General features: G+C 69.8%; 15 protein-coding genes. 3 read left to right on the forward strand and 12 right to left on the reverse strand.

What is annotated here, in order from left to right; translation table 11 throughout:
- Positions 1 to 23: 23 nt before the first annotated feature.
- Entirely contained in the window at positions 24 to 1,235 is a 1,212-nt protein-coding gene (locus ASD30_RS16775; RefSeq protein WP_056683835.1) for an HNH endonuclease signature motif containing protein, read from the reverse strand.
- Positions 1,236 to 1,530: 295 nt separating this feature from the next.
- On the opposite strand from ASD30_RS16775, the gene ASD30_RS16780 reads away from it, so the two are divergent.
- Entirely contained in the window at positions 1,531 to 2,358 is an 828-nt protein-coding gene (locus ASD30_RS16780) for an SRPBCC family protein (protein ID WP_056683842.1), read from the forward strand.
- A 5-nt stretch (positions 2,359 to 2,363) separates the two neighbouring features.
- On the opposite strand, the gene ASD30_RS16785 is transcribed toward ASD30_RS16780, so the two are convergent.
- The 5 genes from ASD30_RS16785 to ASD30_RS16805 all read right to left on the reverse strand — a co-directional run bounded on the left by ASD30_RS16785 (position 2,364) and on the right by ASD30_RS16805 (position 5,344).
- Positions 2,364 to 2,870, reverse strand: a complete 507-nt coding sequence (locus tag ASD30_RS16785; protein WP_056683845.1) for a SigE family RNA polymerase sigma factor — start codon at positions 2,868 to 2,870, stop codon at positions 2,364 to 2,366.
- Positions 2,867 to 3,829 carry a hypothetical protein gene (locus ASD30_RS16790; RefSeq protein WP_056683848.1) on the reverse strand — a complete coding sequence of 321 codons (963 nt, stop codon included), beginning with the start codon at positions 3,827 to 3,829 and terminating at the stop codon, positions 2,867 to 2,869. Before ASD30_RS16790 ends, ASD30_RS16785 begins: the two co-directional genes overlap by 4 nt.
- Entirely contained in the window at positions 3,826 to 4,404 is a 579-nt protein-coding gene (locus tag ASD30_RS16795; protein ID WP_235532610.1) for a GNAT family N-acetyltransferase, read from the reverse strand. The genes ASD30_RS16790 and ASD30_RS16795 overlap by 4 nt, the downstream gene beginning before the upstream one ends.
- On the reverse strand, positions 4,376 to 4,864 hold the full coding sequence (locus tag ASD30_RS16800; protein ID WP_056683851.1) for a DoxX family protein: 489 nt from the start codon (positions 4,862 to 4,864) through the stop codon (positions 4,376 to 4,378). Before ASD30_RS16800 ends, ASD30_RS16795 begins: the two co-directional genes overlap by 29 nt.
- 78 nt (positions 4,865 to 4,942) lie before the next feature.
- Entirely contained in the window at positions 4,943 to 5,344 is a 402-nt protein-coding gene (locus ASD30_RS16805; RefSeq protein WP_056685166.1) for a VOC family protein, read from the reverse strand.
- A 116-nt stretch (positions 5,345 to 5,460) separates the two neighbouring features.
- Here ASD30_RS16805 and ASD30_RS16810 point away from each other — a divergent pair, with 116 nt between their 5' ends.
- Together ASD30_RS16810 and ASD30_RS16815 are read left to right on the forward strand one after the other, a co-directional pair.
- A complete protein-coding gene (locus ASD30_RS16810) occupies positions 5,461 to 6,237 on the forward strand; it encodes a TetR/AcrR family transcriptional regulator (RefSeq protein WP_056683854.1) in 777 nt (258 codons plus the stop codon).
- A 28-nt stretch (positions 6,238 to 6,265) separates the two neighbouring features.
- Entirely contained in the window at positions 6,266 to 6,718 is a 453-nt protein-coding gene (locus ASD30_RS16815; RefSeq protein ID WP_056683857.1) for a cytidine deaminase family protein, read from the forward strand.
- A gap of 31 nt (positions 6,719 to 6,749) precedes the next feature.
- On the opposite strand, the gene ASD30_RS16820 is transcribed toward ASD30_RS16815, so the two are convergent.
- The 6 genes from ASD30_RS16820 to ASD30_RS16845 are packed head-to-tail and all read right to left on the reverse strand — an operon-like array spanning position 6,750 to position 13,287.
- Positions 6,750 to 8,396 carry an acyl-CoA dehydrogenase family protein gene (locus tag ASD30_RS16820; RefSeq protein WP_056683859.1) on the reverse strand — a complete coding sequence of 549 codons (1,647 nt, stop codon included), beginning with the start codon at positions 8,394 to 8,396 and terminating at the stop codon, positions 6,750 to 6,752.
- A gap of 4 nt (positions 8,397 to 8,400) precedes the next feature.
- Positions 8,401 to 9,390, reverse strand: a complete 990-nt coding sequence (locus ASD30_RS16825) for an NAD(P)H-dependent flavin oxidoreductase (RefSeq protein ID WP_056683864.1) — start codon at positions 9,388 to 9,390, stop codon at positions 8,401 to 8,403.
- Positions 9,387 to 10,550 carry a thiolase family protein gene (locus ASD30_RS16830; protein ID WP_056683866.1) on the reverse strand — a complete coding sequence of 388 codons (1,164 nt, stop codon included), beginning with the start codon at positions 10,548 to 10,550 and terminating at the stop codon, positions 9,387 to 9,389. Before ASD30_RS16830 ends, ASD30_RS16825 begins: the two co-directional genes overlap by 4 nt.
- Before the next feature lie 37 nt (positions 10,551 to 10,587).
- Positions 10,588 to 11,370 carry a crotonase/enoyl-CoA hydratase family protein gene (locus ASD30_RS16835; protein WP_056683869.1) on the reverse strand — a complete coding sequence of 261 codons (783 nt, stop codon included), beginning with the start codon at positions 11,368 to 11,370 and terminating at the stop codon, positions 10,588 to 10,590.
- Complete coding sequence (locus ASD30_RS16840; protein WP_056683871.1) at positions 11,367 to 12,131, reverse strand: SDR family NAD(P)-dependent oxidoreductase; 765 nt, start codon at positions 12,129 to 12,131, stop codon at positions 11,367 to 11,369. Before ASD30_RS16840 ends, ASD30_RS16835 begins: the two co-directional genes overlap by 4 nt.
- 7 nt (positions 12,132 to 12,138) lie before the next feature.
- Positions 12,139 to 13,287: an acyl-CoA dehydrogenase family protein gene (locus ASD30_RS16845; protein WP_056683875.1), complete on the reverse strand. Its 1,149-nt coding sequence runs from the start codon at positions 13,285 to 13,287 to the stop codon at positions 12,139 to 12,141.
- Positions 13,288 to 13,307 lie beyond the last annotated feature (20 nt).

Here is a 13,307-nt window from a genome sequence, read left to right on the forward strand (position 1 = left end):
ATCTCTCCTGCACCCGGGTCGGCCTAGGTGCGTCTGGTGAAGCGGATGGATCCGTCGGGGTGTCGTTCGTGGTGGTAGGCAGGGTCGTGGACCCGGTGGTGATGGTGGCAGCAGAGCAGCACGCCGTCCTTGACGGTCGTCTTGCCACCCTTGGACCAGGCCTCCAGATGGTGCACGTCGCACCACTCGGCGGCCACGTCGCACCCGGCGGCACGGCACCTCTTGTCGCGGAGCCTGATCACCTTGCGTTGAATCGGGTTGTGGAAGCGGGAGCCACGCCCGGCGTCGAGGACCTGCCCAGCGCCACCGAGCACCATCGGATAGATGGTTCCGTTGCACGCCAACCGGCGGGCGGTGGCCGCGGTGATCGGGGTGTCGTCGTCGTAGCCGAGTCCGGCGGAGGAAAGCTCGGTGCGCAGCTGGTCGAGGGTGATCGTCACGATCACCGTGGTCGCATCACCCCCGTGGTCGGGCAACCGGTGCGGATCGACACGCTCCAACAGGTCTCCCATCGCCCGGGCCAACAGCGTGTTGTAGGGCACCCGGCGACCATCAGCCTCCGCCGCCTGCTTGCGTGGCTGGGCGAACGCCTCGAGGTAGCGCTTGAGTCGCTTGGCCACCGCGTCGGGCAGGCGCGCGCTGATGCGGGTGGTGCCATCGCCCTGGGGACGCAGTGACAGCTTCGCCTTCTCCGCGGCGAGCTTGTCCTCCTCGGCCAACCGCTTCGCCTCACGCTCCTCGGCGGAGTCGGGGTCGACCACGTCGGCCAGGTGTCGACCCAGCCGGCGCAATCCGGTGGGATCGAGTCGCTTGGCCTCGGCCAGCAAGGTCCGCTCCGCCTCGACGAGCTGGGCGCCCGAGAGCTCATCGCGGACCTCGTCGAGGGCGTGCGCGATGGCACGGGCCTGCTCCAGGTTCACCTCACCGGCCCCCAAGGCAGCAGCAACCAGGAACCACCGTTGCGCGAGCACCGCGGCCAACGACTGGTCGGCATGGACGGCGCGCTTGTCCAGGTTCTGATCGTGGCTCAACCACGACGCCGCACTCTTCGCGCCCGCATCATCGGCCACATCGCCGGCGACGGCCAACACGCCCAACCGCACCGCAGCCAACTGAGCCTCCGCCGCCACCAGACCCCGCATCAGCTCACGCTTCTGCGGCATCGGCACATACAACGGATCGAACCCCGCCAACTCCTCGATCGCGGAACGCACTGCCGCCAGACTGTCGGTCATCGGGTGCACACTCACGGTCGTCCTCCACAGCGCAGGTTGGTCTTCACTGCGACGCCGGAGGCCCCGAACCGGGACTATCACTCACCGTGGTGCATCTGACCCATCACCCTTCGCCCACGAAGGCCCAGAAACCCGGGCCCGGCCATTTCGGATGATGAAGTGCCCTCATCGTACGCCCGTTCGGAAACAGGCACAAGCCATTCTTCCAGATTCTTCGATGACAAGTGTTTCGGTCACCGACACCCAGCATGCCCGCCGCCACCGACACCTCAGGCGCCAGTGGTTTGATGGAGTGATGGTGATCCATGACGAGATCTTCATAGCCGCACCTCCCGAGCGGGTGTGGGAGCTGACCGAGGACGTCGAGGGCTGGCCGGCACTCACTCCGACCATGACCTCGGTGGGGCTGACCTCTGACGGCCCCCTCGGCCCGGGCTCGACCGCACGCGTCAAGCAGCCGCGACTTCCGTCAGCCACCTGGACGGTCACGGACCTCGACCCACCCAGGCGATTCGCGTGGCAGACCCGCCGCAATGGCGTCCTCATGACCGGGAGCCACGAAATCGAGCCGACAGGGGGCGGCTGCCGCAACCGTCTCTCCCTCGAGCTCGAGGGACCCGGCGCAGGCGCGCTCGCGACAGTGGCCAGACCTGTGCTGCACAAGGCGATCGCCACGGAGAACGACGGATTCCGTCGGGCCGCCGAGGGCCTGAACAGACCGACGTACGTCGACGAGCACCGGGTGGACCTCGACGTGCAGGCCACGCAGGCCTGGCCGGCGGTCGTGGGCTTCGCCGAGCACCTGACCGGGCAGGAGCACGCCCTCCTGTCCCGCGCCCTGGGACTCGAGCCGTCCGCCGGGTTCTCCGTGACCCAGCGGGAGGCACCACGAATCCTGGGCCTGACCGGTCGGCACCGCTTCTCGCGCTACGCGCTCGACTTCCGGCTGGTCGACGTGCCCGGCGGCAGCGAGCTGTCGGCGGTCACGTATGCCGACTTCCCCGGCCCACTGGGATTCGCCTATCGCAGTGCGGTCATCGGCACCCGCGGCCACGTGCTCGCCGTACGCCGGATGCTGCGCAAGATCGCGGCGACTGCGAACGGCGATGTCAAGCACCCTTGACTGACCTACCGCGACACCTGGGCGTGCTCGTCGAGCACGGCCCGCAACGAGGCCAGTCCGCGCGACGCGTGGCTCTTCACCGTGCCCTCGCGGATCCCGAGCTCCTCGGCGGTCTCGGCCACGGAGAGTCCGAGCCAGTGCCGGAGCACCACGACGCGTCGTTGCATGGCCGGCAGCCGCCGCACCGCCGCGAGCAGGTCGGAGCGATCCTCCACCGGCAGCCCGGGCGCCGCCGCCGTGCGTTCCAGGTGATCGACACCGGTGGTCGCTCGCCGCCTCAGCCAGGGCCTGCGTCGGTCGTCGAGATCGGCGTTGACGATGATGCGGCGCGCGTAGGCCTCCTCGCGGCCCGCCTCGCGCACCTTCGACCACGACAGGTAGAGCTTGACGAATGCGTCCTGCAGCACGTCTTCGGCGCGGTTGTCGTCGCCGCAGACGGCGTAGGCGATGCGCCGGAGCCGATCCTGGTGCGCGGCGACGAAGTCGACGTAGGAGGCGTCGCGCTCATTCACGAAAGGTCACCGCGTGCCCATTCGATGAAGGCTGCGAAATCGGGAGCCGAGTCGGCCGGCTCGTAGGCCTCGATCCAGTCGGTTCCGGCGACCACGAACCAGGTCTTCCCGGCCCAGCGCACCTCTGCCGCGGCGGAGCGCTTGGTGGTCCCGGCAAGGACATCCCCGCGCTGGCGCACGATCTCCACGCCCTGCCCCGGCTCCAGAACGTCGGAGCGGTCGCTCGCATACCCGACCAGGCGCGCGGCGAAGTCGGGTCGACCCTGGTCGTGGGCCGTCACGTCGTCGACCCACAGCTCGAAGTCGTCGGTCCAACGACCGGGCTCGTCCATCTCCCCCACCGTGGCAGTTTCGGCGGTCCGGCTGACGATCACCCACACGACATCGCCCTTGAACGCCTCGGGTTCCATGGGCACCTCGGGCACGTCGAACTCGGCCTCGACGGCGTACGACACGAATGTCGGGTCGCCGTCGGTGTCACCAGGGTCCAGCGGGTCGATGACGGTGCGCCGTATGACCGCGTCGGGCGCGACCCACAGGCGTCCGTCGGGCGCGATGGCGACCGGTCCGTGGTCTCCGTACTCCTCGGCCCAGCTCGGGATCTCGTCCGTGGTGTAGGCATCGACCCCCCTGACACCGTCCACGGCCTCGACCGGATTGGCCGGCGCCGGTGCCACGTAGTCGGGATCGGGCCCGAGGGTGCCCGGATCGGCGACCGCCGGCGCCCGCTCCCGCCCGACGCCGGACGCCGCAGGCTCCGCGTCCCTTTCATCGTCACCGCCGACCACTGCCGCGGCAGCGCCGCCGAGAGCGACCACCGAGGTGGACACCACGAGAGCGACTGCGATGCGGCGCCGGCGGACTCGTTTCGCGGTGTGCAGGTAGTCGAGGGCTGGGGCCATCGGCAGGTTGCGCAGCGAGCGCTCCAGCTGGTGGGCGAGCTCGGTCTCTGTGGTCATGCACCCTCGACGGATCCGGGAGCCGTGGCGTTGTCACGGCGTGTCAGATTCTTTTCGTGCGGTTCGACGACCGGCCTGGACATCGCGACCCGCGGCCACCGGTCGAGACCGAGCTCGGCCTCGTGCACACGCACGCGTCGCAACTCGTCGCCCAGGTGGTCTGGGGCGAGCACGCGGAAGCCCAGTCGACGGTAGTAGGGAGCATTCCACGCCACCTCGGCGAAGGTGGTCAGGGTCAACGCAGTGAAGCCGTTGCGCCGAGCCCATGACGCCGCTTCCTCGATGAGCGCGCTGCCCAGCCGCCGGCCGGCATGGTCGGGGTGGACCGACACCTGCTCCACATGGCCCGCACCGTCGACGACATCGACGATCAGATAGGCCACGGGCCGGTCCATCTCGTCGGTGGCCACCCACGCCCGCGCCCCGTCGACGTACCCACGCAGGACGTCGACGGAGAGCGGCTCGTCGTCGGCGACGGCGGCCATCCCCACGGCACGGAACGCCTCGCCCGCGGCGCGTTCGATGGCGCGCAGGAGCGGCACGTCGTCAACGCGGGCCGGCCGGAGCACGCTCACCCTCCTCCACCTTGGTCTGCGACCAATGATGACGTGCCACCAGTGCTGTCGCGGCGACGTAGACGATCTGCAGGATCGTCCGGGGCACCAGGTGGTCCGTCCATTCGGCGATCAGACCATGCGTCGCGGCATACACGTTGGCCGGGAACATCGCGACCATCAGCAGTCCGAGCGCTGCCGCGGCGGTGCCCGTCGTACGCCGCCACACCAGGCCGACGGCCCCGAGGAGCTCGAGCACGCCGGTCAGGGTGACCAGGGTTCCCGGGGACGGGAGCGACGGCGGCACCATGGCGATCAAGTCGTCGCGCATCCCGACGAAGTGAGCGCATCCGGTGACCGTGAACATGGCCGCCAGGCCGAAACGCAGTGCGGACGGCCACGGCCGCGCGCCGGAGGGACCGCGCCCTCCGGCCAGCCTGACGGCCACAGTGACGAGCACCAGGATCAACAGGGGAACCATGTCGCACCTGCTTTCTCAGTGTGTGTCGAACGGTCGTACGGCGGCGGTGCAGCACCTGGGCCTGCACCACCGCCGGGATCAGCCGGCGTACTGCGGGTCGGTCGGCGCCACCCACTGGACGAGCTGATAGACCACGCCGTTGGGGTCGGTCATCTGGAAGTAGCGTTCTCCCCACGGCTCGGTCTCGATCGGGGTGACGATCTCGACTCCCTGATCCTGCAGCTGCGCGTAGTCGGCGTCGATGTCGTCGACGGTGAAGACCACGAGCAAGCCGTCGGCACGGCCGGCAGCGGAGGCCGGCTTGAACGTCGGCAGGCCGGTGCGCAGGTAGATCAGGTTGAATCCGACCTCGGGGTGGGCCAGTGAGCAGAACCCGTCGGCAGCCATCGCCTCGGTGAAGCCCAGGTGCTTCTTGACCCAGGCGGCGGATGCCTCGACGTCGGGGACGTTGAGCGAGATCGCGGTGTCGGTGAATTTCATGCGGTGGTCTCCTGTCGACTGTGCGTCGTGCGTGCCACGGCCCATCAGTCCGGGCCACTTTCATTGTACGCCGTACACCGTACAATGTACAACGTAAATGTGCAACAATCATTCCCATGACCGAGAACAGCACCGGATCAGGGGAGCCCAGCCGCACGCTGGCGCTGCTGTGGGGCGAGCCGACAGAGGCGCCGCGACGCAAGGGCCCGGCGCGCTCCGTGACGGTCCCGCAGGTCGTCGACGCGGCGCTGCTGCTCGCGGACGAGCAAGGACTGGCGGCCGTCACGATGCGCGCGGTGGCCGAGAAGGTCGGCGTCTCGGCGATGTCGGTCTACACCTACGTTCCGGGCAAGCCGGAGCTCCTCGACCTGATGGTCGACACCTGCTACTTCCGGATGACCCGCAAGCCGTGGGGCAGGCTGGGTTGGCGCAAGCGGCTCGTCGCGGTCGCCGACGCCAACCGCGAGCTCCTCAGCGGGCATCCCTGGCTCACCGAGGTGGCCGCCCTGAGCCGCCCGCCTCTGGGGCCGGGCGTGATGGCGAAGTACGAGCACGAGCTGGCGGCCTTCGACGACACCGGGCTGTCAGAGGTCGACATCGACGCCGGCCTGGCCTACCTGCTCGGCTTCGTCCAGAGCCACTGCCGGTCGGCACACGACGCCGCACGGTCGACGACCGACACCGCGATGAGCGACGCCGAGTGGTGGGGCGCCAACCAAGCGGTGCTGGCCCGTGTGTTCGACGCCGAGGCGTACCCCCGCGCCGTACGCATCGGCTCCGCGGCCGGTGAGGCCCAGGGCAGCGCATGGGCCGCCGACCACGCCTGGAAGTTCGGCCTGGCGCGCACGCTCGACGGCCTGGCCGCGTTGATCGGCGACGATGCCTCGGCGTGAGGCACCCCGCGTTGATAGGTTGCGCCCTGTGACCGCGACAGGACCCGAGCCAGCCCAGCCGCTCACTTCCGAGGAGGTCGAGCTGACCGAGTGTGCGCGCGACACGATCGACCGCGCGACGGACGCCGGGCCGGACGAGGACGGCATACACACCATGGGTGCCGCCGTGCGAAGCGCCGACGGGCGCATGTTCAGCGGCGTCAACCTCTATCACTTCACCGGTGGACCGTGCGCTGAGCTGGTCGCCCTCGGCAGCGCTCGCGCGGCCGGAGCGACCGAGATCACCCACATCGTCGCGGTCGGCAACCACGGCCGTGGGCCGATCGGTCCGTGCGGCCGTGATCGCCAGATCCTCTTCGACCATTACCCGCAGATCCGGGTGATCCTGCCGACCCCCGACGGGGTGCGGAGCGTCGCGATCTCCGACCTGATCCCGTTCGCCACCGCGTGGTCCCTCGAGGACGGATCCACCACGGCCTGACCGGACCTGCGGGTGTGTGCCCGTGATCGCCTCAGCCGGTCACGCCGGACGGCACCCGCTGGAGGATCCCTGCGATGTCGATGCCACGCGGCAGGGTGCCGAAGGCGATCCCCCACTCACCACCCAGTCGCGAGGCGACGAACGCGTCGGCGATCGCGGGCGTGCTGTGCCTCACCACCAGGCTGGCCTGGAAGACCAGGGCCAGCCGTTCGACGAGACGTCGCGCGCCGAACTCAAGATCGGCCTGGTCCACCCCGTCGACCCGTAGGTCACGCTCGAGGTCCGAGATGGCCGCGTCCAGGCGACGGTCGCCCCCCGAAGCCAGGTGCAGCTCGCCGAGGAACGCCTCGACGGTCTCGGGCTGCCGGCGGATCGCGCGCAGCACGTCAAGGGCAGCGACGTTGCCGGCGCCTTCCCAGATCGACTGGAGCGGCGCCTCGCGGTAGAGCCGTGGCATTCCGGAGTTCTCGATGTAGCCGTTGCCGCCCAGGCACTCCAGCGCCTCACCGACCACTGCCTGGGCGCGCTTGCACACCCAGTACTTGATCACGGCCAGGCCGAGCCGGCGCACGTTCGCCTCCGACTCCGAGGTCTCCGCACGATCGGTGGCACCGCCCAGGCGCATCAGGGCAGTGACCGCGGCCTCCGACTCCAGGGTCAGGTCGGCCAACACGTTGCGCATCAGGGGCTGCTCGATCAGCCGGTTGCCGAACGCGCTGCGGTGCTGCGCGTGGTGGACGGCGCGCATCAGGCCCTTGCGCATGAAGGCGGTGCTCATGGCGACGCAGTTGAGGCGGGTGAAGTTCACCATCTCCATGATCGCCCGTACGCCGCGGCCCTCTTCGCCGACCAGCCAGCCCGTGGCGCCGTGGTACTCGATCTCGGCCGAGGCGTTCGACCGGTTGCCGAGCTTGTCCTTGAGCCGCTCCAGACGAATCGGGTTCCGGCTGTCGTCAGGCAGCACCCGCGGCAGGAACAGGCAGGAGAGACCGGACTCGGTCTGCACCAGCGTGAGGAAGGCGTCGCACATCGGAGCCGAGGTGAACCACTTGTGGCCGAACACCTCAAAGGTGCCGTCCGGGCGTTCGGCGGCGGTGGAGATGTTGGCGCGCGCGTCCGAACCTCCCTGCCGCTCGGTCATCGACATGCCGAAGACCAGACCGGGTTTCGTGTCGAGCGCGCGGAGCTTCGGGTCGTAGTGCTTCGTACCGAGCTGGGTTGAATACGCCTGGTCGAGCTTGGGTGCGTGGCGCAGGGTCGGCACGGCGGCGTACGACATGCCGATGGGACACATGTGACCCGACTCGGCCTGTCCCCAGATGAACGACTTGGCGGTGCGCGCCGCGTGCGTGCCCGGCCGGTCGTCGAACCACGGGGCAGCGTTGAGGCCGAACTCGCAGGCCTTCGACATCAGCGAGTGGTACGCCGGGTGGTACTCGATCTCGTCGATCCGGTGCCCCACCGAGTCGTAACGGTGCAGGATCGGCTCGTTCTCGTTGGCCAGACGGCCCCACTCCTGCACTTCGTGGCTGCCGGCCGCCCGGCCGACCTCGGTGAGGTCGTCAAGGGCCCATTCTGCTCCTTCGCGGACCATTCCCTCACGCAGTGCCGGGTCGGCGGAGACGTCGTAGTCGATCAGCTCCGGCACCTGGTTGATGACGTCGTTGCCCTTGATCATGGCCCTACTCCTTGTTCGCGTGGTGCGGTCGGCGGTCACCTAGAAGGTGAAGGCGTGCGGCGTGGTACTCGTCGGCCAGTCGATCGACCAGGGCGGCGGCCGGCCCGACGGCGTTGACCACGCCGATGCCCTGCCCCGAGCCCCAGACCTGGCTCCACGCCTTGGCCTTGCTGGTTCCGTCGGACCAGCTCATGGTGGCCCGGTCCTCCTCGGCGAGGCGGTCGGGATCGAGGCCCGAAGCCTCGATGCTGCCGCGCAGGTAGTTGCCCGGCACCCCGGTGAACAGGTCGGAGTGCACGATGTCGGATGCGCCCGAGTCCACGACCATCCGCTTGTAGCGGTCACCGGCGAGCGCCTCATGGGTCGCGATGAATGCGGAGCCCACGTAGGCGAGATCGGCCCCGGCAGCCTGCGCTGCCAGCACCGAACGGCCGTGGGCGATGGCACCCGAGAGCACCAAGGGACCGTCGAACCAGGTGCGGATCTCCTGCACCAGCGCGAACGGCGACTGGGAGCCGCCGTGTCCGCCGGCACCCGCGGCGACGGCGATCAACCCGTCGGCGCCCTTCGCCACGGCCTTGCGCGCGAACCCGTCGTGGATCACGTCGTGCAGCACGATGCCGCCGTAGGCGTGCACGGCCTCGTTCACCTCGGAGCGCGCACCCAGCGAGGTGATCACGATCGGCACCTCGTGACGCACGACGGTCTCGAGGTCGGCCTCGAGCCGGGCGTTGGTGCGGTGCACGATCAGGTTCACGGCGTACGGCGCAGCTGGCGCCTCCGGGTGATTGGCGTCGTGCTTGGCCAGCGCGTCGGTGATGGTGGTCAGCCACTCCTCGAGCAGCTCCTGGGGCCGCGCGTTGAGCGACGGGAACGATCCGACCACCCCAGAGGCGCACTGGGCGATCACCAGGTCGGGCCCGGAGACGGTGAACATCGGTGAGGCGACGACCGGCAGTCGCAGCCGGTCACGCAGGATCGGGGGGAGGCTCATGACTCGGCCGCCAGGTTCTCGAAGATCGTCGCGTTGGCCAGGCCGCCGGCCTCGCACATGGTCTGCAGGCCGTAGCGCAGGCCCTCGTCGCGCAGGTGGTGCACGAGCGTCGTGGCGATCCGGGCACCGGAGCCGCCGAGCGGGTGGCCCAGCGCGATGGCACCACCCAGCGGGTTGACCAGGTCAGCCCGAGCACCGGTCGCGTCGAGCCACGCACCGACGACGCTGGCGAACGCCTCGTTCACCTCGAACGCGCCGATGTCGGCCAGCTCGAGCCCGGCCAGCTTCAACGCCTTCGCGGTCGCCGGGATCGGTGCGCCCAGCATGGTGACCGGGTCGTCTCCGACCACGGTAGCCGTGTGCACGCGGGCGATCGGGTCCAGGCCGAGCGCACGGGCCTTCTCACTCGTCATCACCAACAGCGCGGCGGCGCCGTCGGAGATCTGCGACGCGTTGCCCGCGGTGACCCTGCCGTCTTCCTCGAATGCCGGCTTCAACCCGGCCAACGACTCCAGCGTCGACTCGCGTCGTACGCCCTCGTCCTCGGAGAGCGTCGACCCGTCGGGCAGCTCCACCGGCGCGATCTGCTTGACGAAGCGGCCGTCGTCGATGGCCCGCGCCGCTCGACGGTGCGACTCCAGGCTGTAGGCGTCGAGCTGCTCCCGGCTCAGGTCGTGGCGACGGGCGAGGATCTCCGCGCCGGTGCCCTGGTTGAACGCGAAGTCGTCGTACCTGGCGCGCATGAGAGGCCCGAACGGCTGGCCCGGACCGGCGTTCCTTGCCGAACCCATCGGCACGCGGCTCATCGACTCGACGCCACCAGCGACGACCACGTCGGCGTGACCGGCGATGACCGTCGCGGCCGCGAAGTGAAGTGCCTGCTGGCTCGACCCGCACTGCCGGTCGATGGTGGTGCCGGGGACATGCTCGGGCCAACCTGCGGCGAGCACGGCGTTGCGACCGACGTTGGCGGACTGCTCGCCGACCTGGCCGACGCAGCCCCACATGACGTCGTCGACGAGGGAGAGGTCGATGCCGGAGCGCTCGGCGAGGGCGTGCAGCACCGCTGCGGAGAGGTCGACGGGGTGGGTCTCGGCGAGGGCGCCCTTACGGCGACCGATGGGAGTGCGAACTGCTTCGACGATGACTGCGTCACGCATGCGAAGTCCTTCCGTGGTGGGGATGTGGGGAGACTGGTCAGCTGCCGGACCAAGCAGGCTGGCGGCGCTCGGCAAAGGCGCGGGCACCTTCACGGGCGTCGGCGGAGGCGAAGACCAGGGCAGCGGCCTCGCGCAGGCGGGCGAACTCCTCGTCGGGCGGCCAGTCGACCGACTCGACGACAACGCGTTTGCTGGTGTGGACGGCGAGAGGTCCGTTCTCGGCGATCCGAAGCGCCAGGTCGACCGCCGTCGCGAGGGCCTGCCCCGGCTCGACCAGTCGGTTGACCAGGCCGAACTTCGCAAGGTCCGCGGCGGGGAACGAGTCACCGGTGAGGATCATCTCCAGCGCCACCGCGCGCGGCAGCGACACGGGCAGGCGGGTCAGCCCTCCGGCCGCAGCCACCAGTCCACGCTTGACCTCGGGCAGGCCGAACGAGGCGGGAGTGGAGGCAACCACGAGGTCGCAGGCCAGCACGATCTCGAAGCCGCCACCGAGGGCGCTGCCCTCCACGGCCGCGATCAACGGCTTGGTCGGCGGCGCCTCGACCAGTCCGGCGAACCCACCCGTCTCGGTGCGGGGTCGCTCGCCGCGCAGGTGCGCCTTGAGGTCCATGCCCGCGCAGAACGTGGGGCCGTTGGCCGCGATCACGCCGGCCGCCAGTGACCGGTCCGACTCGAGGGTCTCGACGGCCGCGCCGATCGCCTGCGCCGTGCGCAGGTCGATCGCGTTGCGGGCCTCAGGACGGTCGAGCGTGATGACGAGTACGGCGCCGTGCCGTTCGAGCAGCACTGGTTCGGCGCTGACTGCCGAGGCGGTCACCGGGGAGCCATCCGGATCGCGCCGTCGAGCCTGATCGTCTCTCCGTTGAGCATGCCGTTCTCGACGATGTGGGCGGCCAGCGACGCGAACTCGGTCGGGTCGCCGAGGCGACGCGGGTGCGGTACGGCGGCCGCCAGCGACTCGCGCACGTCGGCCCGGGCGCGAGCCAGCAGCGGGGTGTCGAACGTGCCGGGGGCGATCGTGCAGACGCGGACGCCGATGCCGGCCAGGTCACGGGCGGCCGGCAGGGTCATGCCGACCACAGCGGCCTTCGCGGCGGAGTAGTTGAGCTGGCCGATCTGACCCTCGAAGGCGGCAACGGACGCGGTCAGCACGCAGACACCCCGGTCGCCGTCGAGCGGAACGTTCCGCGCCATCGACTGCGCGGCGAAGCGGAGCAGGTTGAAGGTGCCGATCACGTTGAGCTCGATCACCGATGCGAAGGGCTCCAGCTCGACGGCCTCCCCGGCCTTGTCGAGCAGCCGCATCGGCCGCCCGCGACCGGCGCAGTGCACGACCGCACGCACCGGGCCCTGCTCCTCGGCGACGGCGAACGCGGCCGCGATCTCGTCGCCGTCGATGACGTCGGCGGCCACGAACCGGGCCCGGTCGCCCAGTGCCGCGGCCACCTCCTTGCCGTCCGAGGAGGGCAGGTCGACCAGGGTGACGGTTGCTCCGCCGGCGATCAGCCGTTCGGCGGTGGCCCGGCCCAGGCCTGAGGCGGCACCGGTGACGAGGGTGTTGATCCCGTTGATGTCCATGGCAGCCTCACAATCCCAGCGACTTGGAGACGACGCTCTTCATGACCTCGCTGGTGCCGCCGAAGATCCTGCTGACCCGCGCGTCGGCGTAGAGGCGTGCGATCGGGTATTCGCGCATGTAGCCGTAGCCGCCGTGCAGTTGGAGACACTTGTCGATGACCCGCGACTGCACCTCGGTGCAGAAGAGCTTCACCTTGGCCGCGTCGGCCACCGTCAGCGTGCCGGCATCGAGTGCCGCGATGGCGCGGTCGACCATGGCTTGGGCCGCCTCGATCTCGGTGGCGCACTCGGCGAGCACGAATTTCGTGTTCTGGAAGTCCGCGACGCGGTGCCCGAAGGCCTTGCGCTCCTTGACGTAGTCGATGGCAAGGTTCAACGCCGCGGTGGCCGTGGCGTAGGCCACCACCGCGATGGTGAGGCGCTCCTGGGGCAGGTTCGAGGTGAGTGCGGCGAACGCCTCGCCCTCGGTGCCGAGCAGGTTGGCAGCCGGCACCCGGACCTCGTCGAAGGAGAGCTCGGCAGTGTCCTGCGCCTTGAGGCCGATCTTGTCGAGATTGCGGCCGCGGGTGAAGCCGGGCATGCCGGACTCGACGACGAGGAGCGACAGGCCCTTGCGCCGGTTGCTGTCGTCGCTGGAGGTGCGGGCCACCACCACGATCAGGTCGGCGTTGATGCCGCCGGTGATGAAGGTCTTGGCGCCGTTGAGGATGTAGTCGTCGCCGTCACGCCGGGCCGTCGTGGCCACACCGGCCAGGTCGGAGCCGGTGCCGGGCTCGGTCATCGCGATCGAGCTGACCAGGGTGCCGTCGGCGAAGCCGGGGAACCAGCGTTCCTTCTGCTCCTCGTCGGCGAACTCCAGGAAGTAGGGCAGCACGGTGCTGAGGTGCACCTGCAGGCCGCCGAGGTTCACGGCCGCGAAACCGATCTCCTCGAGCACGACCGCGTTGAAGCGGAAGCTCTCGACCCCACCGCCGCCGAAGCGCTCGGGGATCTGGAGCCCGTTGATGCCGGTGTCGGCGGTCTTGCGGAACAGGTCGCGCGGCACGATGCCGGCCGCCTCCCAGGCGGGGAGGTGAGGCACGACCTCCTTGTCGATCAGCTGCCGAACGGTCTCGCGGAACGCGTCGTGGTCTTCGTCGTAGATGTCTCTGATCATGGTTCTCTCCAGTCGTGGTG

The sequence above is a fragment of the Nocardioides sp. Root140 genome (genome assembly GCF_001426745.1).
Taxonomy (GTDB): Bacteria; Actinomycetota; Actinomycetes; order Propionibacteriales; family Nocardioidaceae; genus Nocardioides.